This is a genomic window from Arthrobacter sp. 05N425 (assembly GCF_056397125.1).
Genome location: NZ_JBFTMU010000001.1, coordinates 584,329 through 600,484 on the forward strand (window position 1 = coordinate 584,329; position 16,156 = coordinate 600,484).

General features: G+C 67.9%; 16 protein-coding genes and 1 tRNA gene. 9 read left to right on the top strand and 8 right to left on the bottom strand.

The genetic code is table 11. From position 1 onward, the window contains the following. Window positions 1-144 precede the first annotated feature (144 nt). Both pepN and AC1DGE_RS02665 read left to right on the top strand, forming a co-directional pair. Complete coding sequence (gene pepN / locus AC1DGE_RS02660; RefSeq protein ID WP_476916831.1) at window positions 145-2,697, top strand: aminopeptidase N; 2,553 nt, start codon at window positions 145-147, stop codon at window positions 2,695-2,697. Between the two features lie 105 nt (window positions 2,698-2,802). Then, on the top strand, window positions 2,803-3,330 hold the full coding sequence (locus tag AC1DGE_RS02665) for an OsmC family protein (RefSeq protein ID WP_441417555.1): 528 nt from the start codon (window positions 2,803-2,805) through the stop codon (window positions 3,328-3,330). On the opposite strand, the gene AC1DGE_RS02670 is transcribed toward AC1DGE_RS02665, so the two are convergent. Beyond that, complete coding sequence (locus AC1DGE_RS02670) at window positions 3,318-4,325, bottom strand: NAD-dependent epimerase/dehydratase family protein (protein WP_441417554.1); 1,008 nt, start codon at window positions 4,323-4,325, stop codon at window positions 3,318-3,320. The two genes, AC1DGE_RS02665 and AC1DGE_RS02670, sit on opposite strands and share 13 nt — an antisense overlap. Before the next feature lie 88 nt (window positions 4,326-4,413). On the opposite strand from AC1DGE_RS02670, the gene AC1DGE_RS02675 reads away from it, so the two are divergent. The 4 genes from AC1DGE_RS02675 to AC1DGE_RS02690 all read left to right on the top strand — a co-directional run bounded on the left by AC1DGE_RS02675 (window position 4,414) and on the right by AC1DGE_RS02690 (window position 6,778). Further along, a complete protein-coding gene (locus AC1DGE_RS02675) occupies window positions 4,414-5,073 on the top strand; it encodes a mechanosensitive ion channel family protein (RefSeq protein ID WP_476916832.1) in 660 nt (219 codons plus the stop codon). A 1-nt stretch (window position 5,074) separates the two neighbouring features. Next, the gene (locus AC1DGE_RS02680; RefSeq protein WP_441417552.1) at window positions 5,075-5,533 is read left to right on the top strand and encodes a globin; all 459 of its coding nucleotides are present in this window, start codon (window positions 5,075-5,077) and stop codon (window positions 5,531-5,533) included. A 198-nt stretch (window positions 5,534-5,731) separates the two neighbouring features. Next, window positions 5,732-6,112: a GNAT family N-acetyltransferase gene (locus AC1DGE_RS02685; RefSeq protein WP_476916833.1), complete on the top strand. Its 381-nt coding sequence runs from the start codon at window positions 5,732-5,734 to the stop codon at window positions 6,110-6,112. A 36-nt stretch (window positions 6,113-6,148) separates the two neighbouring features. After that, window positions 6,149-6,778, top strand: a complete 630-nt coding sequence (locus AC1DGE_RS02690) for a CG0192-related protein (protein ID WP_476916834.1) — start codon at window positions 6,149-6,151, stop codon at window positions 6,776-6,778. A gap of 43 nt (window positions 6,779-6,821) precedes the next feature. Here the strand turns inward: AC1DGE_RS02690 and AC1DGE_RS02695 are convergent, their stop codons facing one another. Further along, window positions 6,822-7,481 carry a DUF8185 domain-containing protein gene (locus AC1DGE_RS02695; protein ID WP_476916835.1) on the bottom strand — a complete coding sequence of 220 codons (660 nt, stop codon included), beginning with the start codon at window positions 7,479-7,481 and terminating at the stop codon, window positions 6,822-6,824. A 63-nt stretch (window positions 7,482-7,544) separates the two neighbouring features. Between AC1DGE_RS02695 and tesB the strand changes: the two genes are divergently transcribed. Further along, window positions 7,545-8,525, top strand: a complete 981-nt coding sequence (tesB, locus tag AC1DGE_RS02700) for an acyl-CoA thioesterase II (protein WP_476892370.1) — start codon at window positions 7,545-7,547, stop codon at window positions 8,523-8,525. A gap of 78 nt (window positions 8,526-8,603) precedes the next feature. On the opposite strand, the gene ettA is transcribed toward tesB, so the two are convergent. The 3 genes from ettA to AC1DGE_RS02715 all read right to left on the bottom strand — a co-directional run bounded on the left by ettA (window position 8,604) and on the right by AC1DGE_RS02715 (window position 11,453). After that, window positions 8,604-10,286: an energy-dependent translational throttle protein EttA gene (ettA, locus tag AC1DGE_RS02705; protein WP_346960802.1), complete on the bottom strand. Its 1,683-nt coding sequence runs from the start codon at window positions 10,284-10,286 to the stop codon at window positions 8,604-8,606. An 88-nt stretch (window positions 10,287-10,374) separates the two neighbouring features. Next, complete coding sequence (locus AC1DGE_RS02710; RefSeq protein WP_476916836.1) at window positions 10,375-10,875, bottom strand: DUF6993 domain-containing protein; 501 nt, start codon at window positions 10,873-10,875, stop codon at window positions 10,375-10,377. A 35-nt stretch (window positions 10,876-10,910) separates the two neighbouring features. Continuing rightward, window positions 10,911-11,453: a single-stranded DNA-binding protein gene (locus AC1DGE_RS02715; protein WP_476916837.1), complete on the bottom strand. Its 543-nt coding sequence runs from the start codon at window positions 11,451-11,453 to the stop codon at window positions 10,911-10,913. Window positions 11,454-11,709: 256 nt separating this feature from the next. Between AC1DGE_RS02715 and AC1DGE_RS02720 the strand changes: the two genes are divergently transcribed. Beyond that, window positions 11,710-11,782: transfer RNA gene (locus AC1DGE_RS02720), tRNA-Arg, on the top strand. An 89-nt stretch (window positions 11,783-11,871) separates the two neighbouring features. On the opposite strand, the gene AC1DGE_RS02725 is transcribed toward AC1DGE_RS02720, so the two are convergent. After that, window positions 11,872-12,888, bottom strand: coding sequence for a magnesium and cobalt transport protein CorA (locus AC1DGE_RS02725; protein WP_476916893.1), 1,017 nt, complete (start codon window positions 12,886-12,888; stop codon window positions 11,872-11,874). A 237-nt stretch (window positions 12,889-13,125) separates the two neighbouring features. Here AC1DGE_RS02725 and AC1DGE_RS02730 point away from each other — a divergent pair, with 237 nt between their 5' ends. Further along, window positions 13,126-13,635 carry a LapA family protein gene (locus AC1DGE_RS02730; protein ID WP_476916838.1) on the top strand — a complete coding sequence of 170 codons (510 nt, stop codon included), beginning with the start codon at window positions 13,126-13,128 and terminating at the stop codon, window positions 13,633-13,635. Between the two features lie 31 nt (window positions 13,636-13,666). Here AC1DGE_RS02730 and map read toward each other — a convergent pair whose 3' ends face one another. Further along, window positions 13,667-14,434, bottom strand: coding sequence for a type I methionyl aminopeptidase (map, locus tag AC1DGE_RS02735; protein ID WP_476916839.1), 768 nt, complete (start codon window positions 14,432-14,434; stop codon window positions 13,667-13,669). Window positions 14,435-14,474: 40 nt separating this feature from the next. Next, window positions 14,475-16,040 carry a polyprenol phosphomannose-dependent alpha 1,6 mannosyltransferase MptB gene (gene mptB / locus AC1DGE_RS02740; protein WP_476916840.1) on the bottom strand — a complete coding sequence of 522 codons (1,566 nt, stop codon included), beginning with the start codon at window positions 16,038-16,040 and terminating at the stop codon, window positions 14,475-14,477. Window positions 16,041-16,156 lie beyond the last annotated feature (116 nt).

The window sequence follows — 16,156 nt, forward strand, 5'->3', positions numbered from 1 at the left end:
GAACCCAACGCTACCCCTGCCGGGCCCGCCGGAGGGGACGCGCTGTGAGGTGGACAACTTGCCAACGCACCACAACGTGAAAGAATAATTTCACAGTATCGTTTCCACCGTTCCCACCATTTCTGGAGGCACCTCTTGCCCGGTATGAACCTCACACGCGCCGAAGCCCGCGAGCGCGCCGAACTGATCGCCGTCGACTCCTACGAGGTCAGCCTCGACCTGACCCGTGGCGAAAAGGTCTTTGGCTCCACCACCGCCGTGAAGTTCACGGCCAAGCCGGGGTCCTCGACTTTCATCGACGCCGTGACCCACACGGTGCACAGCGTCACGCTCAACGGCCGCGAGCTGGATTCCGCGGAGGTCTCCGACGGCATCCGGATCCAGCTGACGGACCTGGCCGCCGAGAACGAGCTCCTGGTGGTCGCGGACGCGCCCTACATGAACACGGGCGAGGGACTGCACCGCTTCGTGGACCCGGTGGACAACGAGGTCTACCTGTACACCCAGTTCGAGGTTCCGGATTCCCGGCGCATGTTCGCCGTCTTCGAGCAGCCAGACCTCAAGGCCAGCTTCAGCTTCACGGTCACCGCGCCCTCCCACTGGGACGTCGTCTCCAACTCCCCTACCCCGGTGCCGGTGGAAACCATCCCCGGCGAGGACGGCGGTGCGCGCTCGGTCTGGGAGTTCGCCCCCACCCCGCGGCTCTCCTCCTACGTCACCGCCCTGATCGCCGGTCCGTACCAGTCGGTCCGCAGCGAAGTGAAGTCCGCGGACGGAATAGTCACCCCGCTGGGCGTTTTCGCCCGCAAGTCCCTCATGCAGTACCTCGACGCGGACAACATCTTCGACCTGACCCGCCAGGGCTTCGAGTTCTTCGAGGCCCAGTTCGGCTGCCCCTATCCGTTCGAGAAGTACGACCAGCTCTTCGTCCCGGAGTTCAACGCCGGGGCCATGGAGAACGCCGGGGCCGTGACCATCCTGGAGGGCTATGTCTTCCGCAGCAAGGTCACCGACGCACAGGTGGAACGCCGCGCCATCACCGTGCTGCACGAGCTGGCCCACATGTGGTTCGGCGACCTCGTGACCATGCGCTGGTGGAACGACCTCTGGCTCAACGAGTCCTTCGCCGAGTACATGTCCCACCTCGCCGCCGTCGAGAACACAAAATTCGACCACGCCTGGACCACCTTCGCTTCGGTGGAAAAGTCCTGGGCCTACCGCCAGGACCAGCTCCCCACCACGCACCCGATCTTCGCCGAGATCAACGACCTGCAGGACGTCGAGGTGAACTTCGACGGCATCACCTACGCCAAGGGTGCCTCGGTGCTGCGGCAGCTGGTGGCCTGGGTGGGCCCGGAAGAGTTCATGGCCGGCGTCCGCGAGTACTTCCGCAAGCACTCCTGGCAGAACACCGAGCTCAGTGACCTGATGGTCGAGCTGGAAAAGGCCAGCGGCCGCGACCTGGACCACTGGGGACGGCTCTGGCTGGAGACCGCCGGCGTCAACACGCTCAAGCCGGAGCTGTCCGTCGGCGAGGACGGGAGCATTTCCTCGTTCGCCATCCTGCAGTCCGCCACCGAGGCGCAGCCGACCATCCGCCCGCACCGGCTCGCCGTCGGCTTCTACAACCTGGACGGCGCCGGGAAGCTGGAGCGCGTCCACCGCGAGGAGCTCGACGTCGACGGCGAGCGCACCGAGGTTCCCGCCCTGGCGGGCCTGGCGCAGCCGGACCTCATCCTGCTCAACGACGACGACCTCGCCTACGCCAAGGTCCGGCTGGATCCAAAGTCCCTCGCCACCGCAACGGCGCACCTGAAGGACTTCGGCCAGAGCCTCCCCCGCACGCTGGTCTGGGGTTCGGCCTGGGACGCGGCGCGCGACGGCGAAACCCCGGCCCGCGGCTACGTGGAACTGATTCTGGCCAACATCGCCGAGGAATCCGATTCTTCCGTGATCCTGGTCCAGCTCCGCCAGCTCGCCACCACGCTGAACTTCTACGTGGCCGCCGAGCACAAGGACGCCACCGCCACCGCCGCCGCGGACCGGCTCTGGGAGCTTGCCTCCCGCGTCCCGGCCGGGTCGGACGCGCAACTGCAGTTTGTGAAGTCCTACGCCCTGCTGGCACGCAGCGCGACCCAGCTGGACACCGTCGCCGGCCTGCTGGACGGCTCGCGCGAGCTGCCCGGCCTCGCCGTCGACCAGGACCTGCGCTGGGAGCTGATCGCGTCCCTCGTGGTGGGCGGTCGCGCCGGGCAGGAGCAGATTGACGCCGAACTGGAGCACGACAACACCGCCACCGGACAGAACGCCGCGGCCCTTGCCAAGGCGGCCATCCCCACCGCCGAGGCCAAGGCCGCGGCCTGGGAATCGATTGTGGTCAAGGGCGAGCTGTCCAACGCCCTGCAGGGTTCGGCGGTGGCCGGCTTCACCCGCGTGCTGGACACCGCGCTGCTGGAGCCGTACGCCGAAAAGTACTTCGAGGCCGTGCCGGGCATCGTCAGGGACCGCACCCACGCCCTGGCCCAGCAGATCGTCGTCGGGCTCTACCCGGCGCAGCTGACCACGCAGGCCACGGTGGACCGCACCGACGCGTTCCTCGCCTCGTTGCCGGAAGACAGCGCGGCGCTGCGCCGGATGATGTTGGAAAACCGCGACGGCGTCGCCCGCGCCCTGCGCGCACGTGCGGCTGACGTCTAGGCCCGGCGGAAACTAGCCCGCACTTCAGGACCAGCAGTTCAGGACCCCGGCACCGCTCTCGGCGGCGCCGGGGTCCTGCCGTTCCTGCGCCGTTAGACTGGCCGCATGAACCTCGACGAGCACCACTACGCCCTGACGGTTCGCTGGACCGGGAACCTGGGCAGCGGGACGTCCTCCTACCGGGGCTACTCGCGCGACCACGACGTCGAGATCCCCGGGCTGCCGGTCTTGAAGGGCTCTGCGGACCCCACGTTCCACGGCGACCGGGAGCGGTACAACCCGGAGCAGCTGCTGCTGGCGGCGCTCTCGCAGTGCCACATGCTGTCCTTTTTGCACGTCGCCGTGAAGCACGGCGTGGTGGTGACCGGCTATGAGGACCGTGCCGAGGGCGTGATGCGGACCAACCGCGACGGCAGCGGCCAGTTCGAATCGGTCACGCTCAAACCCCGGGTCACGACGGCGGCCCCGGTGGCCGGGGAACTTTTCGAGGAACTGCACCGCGGAGCGAACGCGGTGTGCTTCATCGCCCGGAGCGTCAACTTCCCGGTCCGGCACGAGGCCTCAGCCGCCGTGGAACCGGTTCCCGGTGCACCGGATCCGGCGGATCCGGCAGCAGATGCTCAGGCGGACTGAAACTCGGTCTGGAACTCGAGTAGCAGCCGGCGCTCGACGTCCGGGGTGAGCCCCGCCTGGCGCTCCCGGTGGAGTCCGCGGCGGCGCTCGTCCGCCAGCGTGTCCCGCAGCGTCCGGGTCCACGGCCGCAACTGCAGTCCCGCGGCGCGGGCCGCCGCGTTGCTGCGGGCTGCAAAGCCCTCGTGGCCGGGCGGGAGCCACAACGGAAGCGAGTCCGGACCGGCCCAGTAGTTCACCCCGCGTTCGGCGAGCCAGTCGGCCGGGGCGGCCACCACCTCCGCAGCTCCCCCCGACAGTTGCCGTGACTCTTCGAGGTACTCGGCGAACGGCACCGGTTCGCCGACCGCGTTCAGCGCCCCGGTGACGCCGGCCTCCGCCGCCAGCAGCAGCCAGGCGGCGAGGTCCCGGACATCGATGATCTGGGTGGGATCCGCCGGAATGTCCGGAACCAGCACCGGCCCCGGGTCCCGGGCGAAACGGGCGGGCCAGTAGCCGTAGCGGTCCGAGCCATCCCCCGGCCCTCCGATCAGCCCGGCCCGGCAAAGGTGCGCCCGGTCCCCGGCTAGTTCCGTTGTCAGTTGTTCGATGGCCGACTTTGCCTCGCCGTAGTTCTCCATGGTCGCCTCGATTCCCGCCGCCAGCGGGGCGAGCACGGCGGCGTCCTCGGCCGTGCCCGGGACGGAAGGGTCCGCGTAGACCGAACAGCTCGAAACGAAGGTCCAGTGGCGGGCCGTTCCGGCCAAGGTTTCGAGTGCCTCCCGCGCCTGGCGGGGGTCCCGGGCGACGTCGATGACGGCGTCCCAGTCCCCAGCGCCGGCGGCGCCGGCGTAGGCGGCAGGGCCCAGCGAGCGGTCCGCTTTCAGCCAGCTGGCGCCCTCCGGCGGGGCCGACCGACTCCCGCGGGCCAGGCACATGACGTCGTGCCCGGCGGCGACGGCCTGCCGGGCAATTTCTGCTGACAGGAAGGCGGTGCCGCCGAGGACCAGGATGCGCATGGGGCCACGCTACGGCGCTAATGTGGAAGCTGAACAGAATGTTATGCGCCCGGCGAACGCGGGCGCCCCTAAGGAGTAAACCCTGCTGATGTACAGCCTGACCACCGCCGAGCCCCTCACGCCGCSGGACATCTCGGCAGTCAACCTGCCGGGCGTCCTGATCAGCATCGGCGTTGGCGTCGCCACCTGGCTGGTGGCGTCCTTCGTGATCGCGGGCATCACGAAGCGGGTTGCCGCCGGAACCACGTTCTTCAAGAAACCGCATTTCCGCTGGGTGGCACCCGCGCTTCGTGCCCTGGACCATCAGCGGCGCGAGCAGCGCGCCAACACAATCGGTTCGCTGCTCAACAGCGTGGTCAGCGTGCTCGTCGTCGTCATCACGGTGATGTACGTCCTGCAGAACCTCAATGTGAACATCGCCCCATTGCTGACCAGCGTCGGCATCCTCGGCGTCGCGATCGGTTTCGGCGCCCAGCAGCTGATCCGCGATTTCCTGGCCGGCATCTTCATCACCATCGAGGACCAGTACGGCATCGGCGACATCATCGAAACGTCCGAAGTGGTGGGAACGGTCGAGTCCATGGGCCTGCGCATCACCCGAGTCAGGGCCGAGGACGGCACCGTCTGGTACCTGCGCAACGGCGAAATCCTGCGGGTGGGCAACCGTTCGCAGGGCAGCTACGTGGCGCCCGACAGCGGGCTGGCGGACGACGCAGGCTCCTCAACCCAGCAACAGGCCGGAGAATAGAATGTCGATCCCCATTTCCGGCGAACCCCGCCAGCCCAAGATGCTGATGCAGAACGATCCGTTCAGCCAGCCCGGTTACACCGACAACTTCTATGACGCCGTGGGCGGCCACGACACGTTCGTGAAGCTGATCGATGTGTTTTACGACGGCGTCGCGACCGACCCGCTGCTGCGCCCGATGTATCCGGAAGAGGACCTCGGGCCGGCCAAGCGGCGGTTCCTGATGTTCCTGGAACAGTACTGGGGCGGCCCCACCACGTACGGCGAGGAGCGCGGCCACCCGCGGCTGCGGATGCGGCACCAGCCGTTCCGCGTCACGCCCGAGGCGAAGGATGCCTGGCTGCACCACATGCGCACCGCCGTCGATGCGCTGGACCTGCCGCCGCTCTACGAGGGGACCCTCTGGGACTACATGGAGCGGGCCGCGCTCTCGATGGTCAACAGCCCTTCCGGGGCCTAGGACCGGACGTGGAAAGACCCCGGAGGCACTTGGGGGAATGCCTCCGGGGTCTTTCTGCGTCCAGAATACCCTGCCGGGTATGGGGCGGCAAGTATTCCGTCCCAGGACCGTCGCGGGGATTAGTAAGGTACTTCCCATGCCAATAATCCGCGACGAATGGCCCGGGGACCGCCCCGCCCTTGCAGCGCTCAGGGCCACATGGGCCGCGGAACAGAGCCGGAACCGCAGGACGGTCACGGCTTCGGAGAGATCTACGGCTACTGGATGGACGCCAACCCGCGGAAGTTCTTTGTCGCCGAGGTGGACGGCCGACTGGTCGGGATGCTCAACCTCCTGGTCTTCGAGCGGATGCCCAAACCGGGGAAACCGCCCTCCTGCTGGGTCTACCTCGGCAACGTCTATGTGCTGCCGGATTTCCGGAACGCCGGCATCGGAGCACAGTTGGTCCAGGCGGCGGTTGAGTTCTCGCGGGGCCTCAACGCGGGCCGGATGGTGCTTTCGCCATCGCCTGCGTCCCGGAACTTCTACGCCCGGCTGGGGTTCCAGCCTGCCGAAGAACTCAGCGTCCTCCGGTTCTGACCGGGACGGCACCCCGGTCCGGCTAGGCTGACGATCATGGCGATCATTCATCAGGCTGAGCTGCAGCCCACAAAACTTGAACTCCTCCAAGGCTGGCTGCCGCGCCAACCCTGGTTCACGGCAACCGCCGCGGCGCTGGGGAAGGTGGGCGCCTTCCGGTTCGACGACCCGGAAGGCGAAGTTGGCATCGAGACGATCCTCGTCGCCGCTGACGGTAGCGTGTTCCAGGTGCCGCTGAGCTACCGGGGATCGCCCCTGCACGGCGCCGAAGCGTCCTTGATCGGCACCATGCAGCACTCGGTCCTCGGCGAACGGTGGGTTTACGACGCCGTCGGCGATCCCTGCTACCTGGACGCCTTGGCTGCCGCCATTTTGACGGGCGAGCCCCAGGCGCAGCACTTTTTGGACGTCGATGGCAGGCTCGAGGCGATGCCGGAGTCCGTTCTCGTTGGCAGCACCGGGCCGCTACGTTCCGCGGCGCCGGCCCTCGGCCCCGGCACAGCCTCCAGCACGGACGCGGAAACAGTGGTCCGGACCGGAGCGCTGGAGCTGCTGGTCATCCGCCGGCTTCAACTGGCGGAACAGACCGCTGGCCCTGAGTCCCTCACCGCTACCTGGGCCGGACAGCGGATCCCGGTCAAACTCGCGTCCGTCACGGCGGACTGAGCAGGTAGTCCGCCAGCCGGCCGCCCCTCTGGACCTGGCGGCTCTAAAGTCCCGAGCCGGCGCGGACCAGGACGTGGCCGCGGGGGCTGCTGAGCCGGAACCAGCGGCCCGAACGGAAGAGGCTTTGTTCGCCGTCGGCCAGGAAGCCCAGGGTCAGCGCGGCGAACGCGGCCCCGGCGGGCAGTCCGCCGGCGTCGGGCAACTCCCGGCCCCAGACGGTCGCCCGGGCGTTGTTCACGATCAGGGCGCCGGGCTTGTCCGGGATGATGGCTGCGATCTCGGTGATGCCTGCCTCCGCGGCCTGCCGCAGGACAGTGTCCGGCAGCGCGCCGAGCGGCTCCCAGCCGGTGCGGGGTGCGCCGACGCCGGCCCACGATTCGGTGACGGCCATCGGCGGCACCGGGAGTTCGACGTCGTCGGCGCCCGCGCGGGCCAGACGGTCCAGCACGGCAGAGAGCGGGACGGTCACATCGAGCTCGGCCGGCGCTGCCAGCGCCACGGTCCGGAGCCCCAGGATGGTGGGGGTTGCCTCCCCCAGCAGCCGCGGCCGGAGCACGCAGACGTACGCGGCCAGGACCGGCCCGGCAGCGTTCAACCGGATGGCGCCGTCGTCGATGGCCCGGGCGCGGGTGGCGAAGGTGCGCAGGTCGGCGAGGTCGCGGGGATCGGTGAACTGCAGGGGCTGGGTTAGGACGTCAGACACAATCTTGACTCTACCGGCTGTGCCTCTTTTGAGCCGTGCCGGGGTGCCGTCTAGAGTCAAACCATGACTGAAGCCGAAGCCGGATTACAGGCGATGCCCACCGAGGACCCCACCTCCTCGCTCATCCAACTCCTGAACCTCGGCGAGCTGGAGGGCGCGCGGACCGACGAGGACATCTTCATGGGCCCCTCACAGAAGCAGCCCCGGCAGCGCGTCTTCGGCGGCCAGGTGCTGGCCCAGTCCCTCGTGGCGGGCAGCCGCACTGTTCCGGACGGCCGCGGGGTCCACTCCATGCATGGCTATTTCCTCCGGCCGGGCGACGCCAACAAGCCCATCACCTTCGGCGTCCAGAGGTTGCGCGACGGCCGTTCCTTTTCCGCGCGCCGGGTCCACGCGTACCAGGAGGGCATGCCCATCCTGTCGATGATCGCGTCCTTCCAGGACGAGGATGAAGGAATCGAGCACCAGACCCAGATGCCCGCCGGGATTCCGGACCCGGAGTCGCTGCCGAGCACGGCTGACCTGCTGGGCAAGTACGACCACCCGGTGGCCCGCCACTGGGCCTACGAGCGCCCCTTCGACATCCGCCATGTGGATCCGGCCCTGTACGTCTCCGCGAAAGGCCCGAAGGAAGCCCGGAACGCGGTCTGGATGCGTACCTTCGGCCCGATGCCCGATGACCCGGAGATGCACCGCGCCGCACTGGCCTATGCCAGCGACTACACGCTGCTGGAATCCGTCCTGCGCAAGCACGGCATGAGCTGGATTACCCCGGGAATGTCCGTCGCCAGCCTCGACCACGCCATGTGGTGGCACCGGCCCGTCCGCGTGGACGAGTGGTTGCTCTACGTCCAGGAATCCCCCAGCGCCCAGGGTGCCCGCGGCCTGGCTACCGGCAAGATCTTCAGCCGCGACGGCCGGCACGTCGCGACGGTGGCCCAGGAAGGCATGATCCGGGTGCCGACCGACTTCAAGAACAAGGTCAAGGGCGCCGTCCAGACCAAGGTGCTGGAGCACCAGATGCGCAAGGCCGACCGCGGCTGACGCGGACACGCGAAAGGCCCGGCTCCCCGTGGGGAGCCGGGCCTTTCGCGTAGGCCCTGGCGGGACCGCCTTGCGGACTTAGTCGCGGGTCAGGCGGCGGTGCGTCACCCGGTGCGGCTTGGCCGCGTCGGGGCCGAGGCGCTCGATCTTGTTCTCCTCGTAGGATTCAAAGTTGCCCTCGAACCAGTACCACTTGGAGGGGTTCTCCTCGTCGCCTTCGTAGGCGAGGATGTGCGTGGCCACCCGGTCCAGGAACCAGCGGTCGTGCGAGACCACGACGGCGCAACCCGGGAATTCGAGCAGGGCGTTTTCGAGGCTGCTGAGAGTCTCGACGTCGAGGTCGTTGGTCGGTTCGTCGAGGAGCAGCAGGTTACCGCCCTGCTTGAGGGTGAGGGCCAGGTTCAGGCGGTTGCGCTCACCACCGGAAAGCACGCCGGCCTTCTTCTGCTGGTCCGGGCCCTTGAAGCCGAACGCGGCAACGTAGGCGCGGGACGGCATCTCGACCTGGCCGACCTGGATGAAGTCGAGGCCGTCGGAAACGACCTCCCACAGGGTCTTGTTCGGGTCGATTCCGCCACGGCTCTGGTCAGCGTAGGAGATCTTGACGGAGTCGCCGATCTTCAGTTCGCCGCCGTCGAGGGGCTCCAGCCCGACGATCGTCTTGAACAGGGTGGTCTTGCCGACACCGTTCGGGCCGATGACGCCGACGATGCCGTTGCGCGGCAGCGTGAAGGACAGGCCGTCGATCAGGGTGCGGTCCTCGAAGCCCTTCTGGAGGTTCTTGGCCTCCAGGACCAGGCCGCCCAGCCGCGGTCCCGGCGGGATCTGGATCTCTTCGAAGTCGAGCTTGCGGGTACGGTCCGCCTCGGCGGCCATTTCCTCGTAGCGTGCCAGACGGGCCTTGGACTTGGTCTGGCGGCCCTTGGCGTTGGAGCGGACCCACTCGAGTTCCTCGGAGAGGCGCTTGGCCTGCTTGGCGTCCTTCTTGCCCTGGACCTCCAGGCGGGCGCGCTTCTTCTCGAGGTACGTGGAGTAGTTGCCCTCATACGGGTACAGGTGGCCGCGGTCCACCTCGGCGATCCATTCGGCCACGTGGTCCAGGAAGTACCGGTCGTGGGTGACGGCGAGGACGGCGCCCGGGTAGGAGGAGAGGTGCTGTTCAAGCCACAGCACGCTCTCGGCGTCGAGGTGGTTGGTGGGCTCGTCAAGGAGCAGCAGGTCCGGCTTCTGCAGCAGGAGCTTGCAGAGCGCGACGCGTCGGCGCTCACCACCGGAGAGGAGCGTGACATCGGCGTCGGCCGGCGGGCAGCGCAGGGCATCCATGGCCTGCTCGAGCTGGGAGTCGAGATCCCAGGCGTCGGCGGCGTCGATGGCTTCCTGCAACTGGCCCATTTCCTCAAGGAGAGCGTCGTAGTCAGCGTCGGGGTTGGCCATCTCTTCGGAGATCTCGTTGAAGCGCTGGATCTTGCCGTAGATCTCGCCGACGCCTTCCTGGACGTTGCCCAGAACGGTCTTGTCCTCGTTCAACGGCGGCTCCTGCAGCAGGATGCCGACGGTGTAGCCGGGGCTCAGCCGGGCCTCGCCGTTGGAGGGAGTGTCCAGGCCGGCCATGATCTTGAGAATGGTGGACTTACCGGCACCATTCGGGCCAACAACACCAATCTTGGCCCCCGGGAAGAAGGACATGCTCACGTCGTCGAGGATAAGTTTTTCGCCAACGGCCTTGCGGGCCTTGGTCATTGTGTAGATAAATTCCGCCATGCCTACAAATCTAGTGGCTTGACGCGGATAACTCACATTCCGGTCCCCCGGCCAGCCGGCGGCCCGGCACCTGGTCTGCGGACGGTCTCTAGGCGGGTCTGCCCGCGAAACAGCGGCCATCCGCCAAGACTGTCAACACGGTCACCGCCACCGTACCGTTGCGCAGTTGGGCCACGACGCAGTCCCGGTCTTGCCGGACCGCAGCCTCTACAGCGTCAGCCTGCAGCCCGGTAGGGGTTCGGCTCGCCGTGACTTCGATGCCGTCCCGCGGGAATCCGGCTTCGACGAGGGCCGCCCGGATCTGTTCCGTTCCGGGCTCGGCCTCCCTGGCCAGCTTCGCCAAAGCCGCCTCAAGCCGGGCGGCGGCCGCGGAGGTGGCAGGGCGCGCTGTCGCTGCCGCGGAAGGGATYCGGGCGGGTGCGGGCCGGGCCGTGCCCGGCGGTGTTTCCGCGGAGAGGACGCCCCCCGGCGCTCCCCCACTGCCCCCAGCGGCCGCCGAACAACCCGCCGTTGATGCAAGCAGCAGGATAAGCGCCCCGAGCACCGGCAGCACCGCCTGGTCTTGAGAGTTCGTCCGGGCTCGCTTCACCCGGCAATTCTGCCATGGGCTGCAGTCCGGCGGCCTCAGGCGGCGGCCCCCTTCAATTCGCCGGTCTCTGCGTCAAAATCCTGCTCGTCGTCGCCCGACCCGGCATCGTCGGCCCCTGCATCGTCCGCGTCGACGTCCACGCCGCGGTCGTCGTCATGGGCGTCGTGGCCGCTCCCGGTGCGTTCGGTGGCTGCGGCGTCCTGTCCGGGCACCGGGCCATTAGCGGCGGTGCGCGTGAAGTTGGCGGACCCCCACATCAGGTCGTGGCCGACAGACTCGGCGTCGATTTCTGCCACGTGATAAACGCGGCCGTCCTTTTCCCAGCTGCGCATCTTAAGCCGGCCCACGATGATGACGCGCTGGCCCTTTTTGATGCTGCAGCCCATGTTTCCGGCCAACTGGCGGTATCCCTGCACCGTGAACCAGTTGGTGTTTCCGTCCACCCATGCGTTTGCGGCGCGGTCAAAGCGCCGCTCCGTCGAGCCCAGCCGGAAGGAAGCGGTGGCGACCCCGCCCGGCGTCGTCGTGCTCCTGATCTCCGAGGCGACGAAGCCGCGGACCGTGATGCTGTCGTTCATTGGTCTGTCCTGTCTTGAGTAGTCGCTGTCCTGAACAAGCCCTGTCTTGAGTACGCTCGCTCGATTTGGTCTTGCCCCACCGAGCAGTTCCAGCTTTACGCGCGGGCGCGTCGGACGGCAGTGCGGGATTCCGCTATGTGGAAAACCTGGTCGGCCAGGCACAGGCATTTGCGGGCACGCTTGACTGGCGGAGCGCGCGGGGCCCTGTAAACTTCTTGAGGCGTCCCCGGCAGTAGCCTGTCGGCACGCCGAACGTGCCCCAGTAGCTCAGGGGATAGAGCAGCGGCCTTCTAATCCGCCGGTCGGGGGTTCGATTCCCTCCTGGGGCACAACGTGCGGCCCTGGTCGCGGCTCATCCGCCGCCCAGGGCCGCACCCCTGCCGCCCCGAAGCCCGCTCTGACGCGAAGCCCGGCCCCTTCAGATCCATTCGTTGTGCCGGAAGGTCAGGTAAAGGGCCACGCCCATCACCAGCATCAGCCCGAGCGCCATCGGATACCCGAAAACCCAGTCGAGCTCCGGGATCAGGCGGAAGTTCATCCCGTAGATCGACGCGATCAACGTGGGCGCGAAGAGAATGGCGGCCCAGGACGAGATCCGCTTGGTCTGTTCGTTCTGGGCGATGCTCGACTCCGTGAGGAGCCGCATTTCATCGTTCTGTCGCTGCGCCACGAGGGCGGCGTTGACCGCGAGCGCGTTCTGGAGCAGGGCGCGGAACGCAGTGATCCGTTCACTCAGGCGCAGCACATGGTCCAGCACATCGCGGAAGTGGTCCTGCAGTTCCGGGCCCGGGACGTGGTTGGGGGCGCCGGCCCGGAGAGCCTGCAGGATGCCGGTGAGCGGCGCCGTAGCGCGCTGGAACATGATCACCTGCCGCGAGAGTTCGTAGATCCTGCGGGAGACTCCCGGATCTGCCGCGAACAGCTCGTCTTCAATCTCGTCGACGTCGTTCTCCAGGCCGGCGGCAACGGGCTCGTACTCATCGACCACCTGGTCGAGGATGGCGTACAGCACGGCATCCGGCCCAAGGGCCAGGAAGTCCGGCTGGGACTCCATCCGACGGCGCACCCGGGCCAGGTCCGGTGATTCCGCGTGGCGGACGGTGACCACAAAATCGGGACCGGTGAAAATATGGATCTCGCCGAACTGGACCTTCTCCACCTCGTCCAGGTACCGGGCCGGGCGCAGCACCAGGAAGTGGGTGTCGCCGTAGTGTTCCAGCTTGGCGCGCTGATGGCCGGCGAGCGCGTCTTCCACCGCCAGATGGTTCAGGTCAAATTCCTCGGCCACCGAGCGAAGCTCCGCTGCGTCCGGACGGTAGAGCCCGATCCAGGCCATGCCCTGGCGCTGCCGCAACAGGAAATACGTCTCGTCCAGGTCCTCAGGGTCCGCGGTCCGGTACCCGTCCACGTAGACGGCGTTGTCGACGATCGTCACGGCCATGCCTCCTCGCCTGAACCGCCCGCTCCGGGCGCCCCTTTGGCTGTGACGCTATACCCCCGCCCGCCCTGTGCCAACAGCCTGCCTTCCTGCGTTTGCCGCGGCCCGACTGAGCCGCAACGCACCCCTAGGCTGCAAGCCTCCCGAGCCATGAGCACGCTTAGTATTGAGGTGACAGGCGGGGCACCAGGGAAAGCCTGAGCGACCCGCCCGCAATCGAAAGGTACGGCCGCCATGACCCAGACACCCCACGGATTCGATCCCCAGGATCCGCGCAACGCCGCTCCCGCGCAGTACCCGGTGACTTCTGAGGCCCCGTCCGGCTCCGTTGAGGGCTACCCCGCCGGCGGCACGGCAGACAGCACCGACCCCGGCGCCGGGGCCCCCGTCGACGCCATAGCCGTTCCGCGCGAAGAAGCTCCCCGTGCCGGTACGCCGGAACCGACGGCCGCCGCACCGGAACCCCGCCGGGTCACCCGCGCGGGCATGGTGTGGACTGCGGTTGCCAGCGCGCTGGTGGTGCTGATCCTGCTGATCGTCTTCATCCTGCAAAACCAGGTCTATGTCCAGGTGAAGTTCTTCGGCCTGGAGGGCTCCGTCCCGCTCGGCGTTGCCCTCTTCATCGCGGCGGTCGGCGGCGGTGTGCTGGTCGCCATCGCCGGGGCGGCCCGCATCATCCAGCTGCGGCTCGCAACGCACCGCCAGCGCATCCGACTGGCTGGCCAGGCCACGCGGAGCCGCTGACCACCAGCGGGCGCGGCGCCGTCCGCCGGCCCTATGGCAGCGTCAATATGACCGGGCCCTCCGCGGTGATCGCCACGGTGTGCTCGCTGTGGGCGGCGCGGCGTCCGTTGGCCGATCGGAGGGTCCATTCGTCGTCGTCGTGGTAGTAGTCGCCGTTGCCGCCGAGGATCAGCATGGGTTCGATCGCGATGACCAGACCTTCGGTCAGCTTGATGCCCCGGCCCGGCCGGCCGTCGTTGGGCACGGGCGGCTCTGCGTGCATGGTCCGGCCAATGCCGTGGCCGCCGTGGTCGGCGAGCAGCCCGTAGCCGGCCCGGCGCGCGGCCCCGCCGATCGCGTACGCCACGTCGCCCATCTTGTTGCCGATCCGCGCCGCTTCAATGCCGCGGGCCAGCGCCTCGTCGGTGGCGTCGATCAGCGCCTGGTCCACCGGGTCTGCCGTGCCCACAATGAAGCTGACGGCGGCATCCCCGCACCAGCCCGCCAGGAAGGCACCGCAGTCCACACTGAGCAGGTCGCCGTCCTCGAGCCGGTAGTCGTTGGGGATGCCATGCACCACGGCGTCGTTGACCGAGGTGCAGATCACGCCGGGGAAAGGGACGGAAGCCCAGCGGAGACGGTAGTTCAGGAATGCCGGCGTGGCGCCCGCCTCGGCCATCACTTGCGCGGCCACGCCGTCGAGCTCCTTGAGGGACACGCCGACGGCGGCAGCCTCGCGTACCTGCGCCAGCGCGTTAGCCACCACCCGTCCGGCCTCGCGCATCAGGGCGATCTCTTCGGGGCTCTTGATCATGGACATGGGGCTTCCTTCCGACGCGGGAGCAGGTGGCTCCGGCGGCTCAGATGACGGGCCGGGTGGTCACCGGTTCCGATGGCTTGCTGAACAGCTGTTTGGTTTTCGGGTCGAGGAAGATCAGGTACAGCGCGAACAGCAGGGCGATGATGGCAGCGGCGTTGCGGGCCAGGGCGAGCGCGAGGCCCAGGTCGTCGGTCTGCAGGTAGGGGAAGACTTCCAGCTGGTCCGAAATGGCGTAGACCATGAAGAACGACACCATGAAGTACACCGCCTTGACCTGCCAGTCGTCCCGGATGCCGGTCACCGCAAAGAGCGGGATGAGCCAGACGACGTACCAGGACTGGATCATCGGTGCCAGGAAGACGACGGCGGCGAAGGCCAGGGTGAGCCGGCGCATCAGCCGGTCGAAGTCGCCGCGGAAGATCTGCCAGCCGACGATGCCGAGCGCCAGCAGCTTCCCGGCGTCGTACACCCACTTGGCCATCCCCCAGCCGTCCAGGCTGAAGGCGTTGAAGATCGAGGCGACAATGAGCCCCAGCAGGCCGACCGGTGCGTACCAGATCCAGATGCTGCCCGGGGCGGAGAGCCCGTTGATCCAGCCGAAGCCGAAGCCGTTTACCAGGCTCATCGCGTACAGCAGCGCCAGGCTGAGGCCGGCGGTGAGCGCCCAGAAGACGAACTTGCGCGGCCAGCTGGCGTTCTTGCCGGCCCACAGCAGGCCAATGAACGGCAGGAACACGATCGTGATGGGTTTGACCGAGATGGAAAGCGTGACCAGGACCAGGCCCAGCAGCACGCGTTTGGTGGCGCAGTAGTAGAGGCCGGCGAGGGCCAGGCCGATCATCAGGGCATCGTTGTGCACACTGGCGATGAAGTTGGTCAGGAACAGCGGGTTGGCGGCGGTGAGCCAGAGGGCACGGTGCGGGTTGACGCCGTGCAGCTCGGCCAGTTTCGGCACGTAGATCACGCAGAGCACGATTCCGAGCAGGGCCGCGAGCCGGAACAGCATGATGCTGGCCTCGGGGTGGACGTTCGTGGACCAGACCACGAACTGTTCGATCCAGAGGAAGAGCTGTCCGTACGGCACGGGAGCCTCGGTCCACATCTTGTCCGCGCCCAGCTGGAAGTAGTTCGACAGCGCCGAGATGCCGTTCTCGTAGGGGTTGAACCCTTCGACCATCAGCCGGCCCTGGCCGATATAGGCGTAGACATCGCGGCTGAACAAGGGGACGGAGAACATCATCGGCAGCCCCCACGCAGCCACCGCCAGCAGCGTCGCCTTGCGGGCCCCGGGGCCCCAGCTCCGCACGCGCTGCCCCAGCCGGAGCCAGGCGCGGACCAGGAGCATTCCGCCGACCGCCAGGAGCACAATGCTCAGCCCGACACCCACCGCCTCGGTCCGCATCCAGATGAACAAGGGTAGGCGCCGCAGTTCGGACACCGGAGCGAGCCAGCCGACGCCCAGCGAGCCGACCGCCATGAACACGGAGCCAAGGAATCCGGCAAGGATCGGCGACCTGGCATTATCCACATCGGCAACAACGGCCTTCGGAGACTGGCGGGAGGTACCGGCAGCCGTTTCCCCCGCCGCAGGTACAGGCGCCGTCATCTCAGGATCGTCCAATCTCTTGTGGGGCTCGTTTTGGCCCGCAACGGACCGACAAGCCGGCCATGGGGCACGCCGCGATGACGAAAATCTTCGACGGCCGCGTACCCGAAATCCTA

Coding starts and splice junctions, on each gene's coding strand:
- AC1DGE_RS02665 (WP_441417555.1), top strand. CDS start 2,803: ATGAACCTCGACGAGCACCACTACGCCCTGACGGTTCGCTGGACCGGG.
- AC1DGE_RS02670 (WP_441417554.1), bottom strand. CDS start 4,325: ATGCGCATCCTGGTCCTCGGCGGCACCGCCTTCCTGTCAGCAGAAATT.
- AC1DGE_RS02715 (WP_476916837.1), bottom strand. CDS start 11,453: ATGAACGACAGCATCACGGTCCGCGGCTTCGTCGCCTCGGAGATCAGG.
- pepN (WP_476916831.1), top strand. CDS start 145: ATGAACCTCACACGCGCCGAAGCCCGCGAGCGCGCCGAACTGATCGCC.
- AC1DGE_RS02730 (WP_476916838.1), top strand. CDS start 13,126: ATGACCCAGACACCCCACGGATTCGATCCCCAGGATCCGCGCAACGCC.
- tesB (WP_476892370.1), top strand. CDS start 7,545: ATGACTGAAGCCGAAGCCGGATTACAGGCGATGCCCACCGAGGACCCC.
- AC1DGE_RS02680 (WP_441417552.1), top strand. CDS start 5,075: ATGTCGATCCCCATTTCCGGCGAACCCCGCCAGCCCAAGATGCTGATG.
- AC1DGE_RS02690 (WP_476916834.1), top strand. CDS start 6,149: ATGGCGATCATTCATCAGGCTGAGCTGCAGCCCACAAAACTTGAACTC.
- map (WP_476916839.1), bottom strand. CDS start 14,434: ATGTCCATGATCAAGAGCCCCGAAGAGATCGCCCTGATGCGCGAGGCC.
- mptB (WP_476916840.1), bottom strand. CDS start 16,040: ATGACGGCGCCTGTACCTGCGGCGGGGGAAACGGCTGCCGGTACCTCC.
- AC1DGE_RS02685 (WP_476916833.1), top strand. CDS start 5,732: ATGGGCCGCGGAACAGAGCCGGAACCGCAGGACGGTCACGGCTTCGGA.
- ettA (WP_346960802.1), bottom strand. CDS start 10,286: ATGGCGGAATTTATCTACACAATGACCAAGGCCCGCAAGGCCGTTGGC.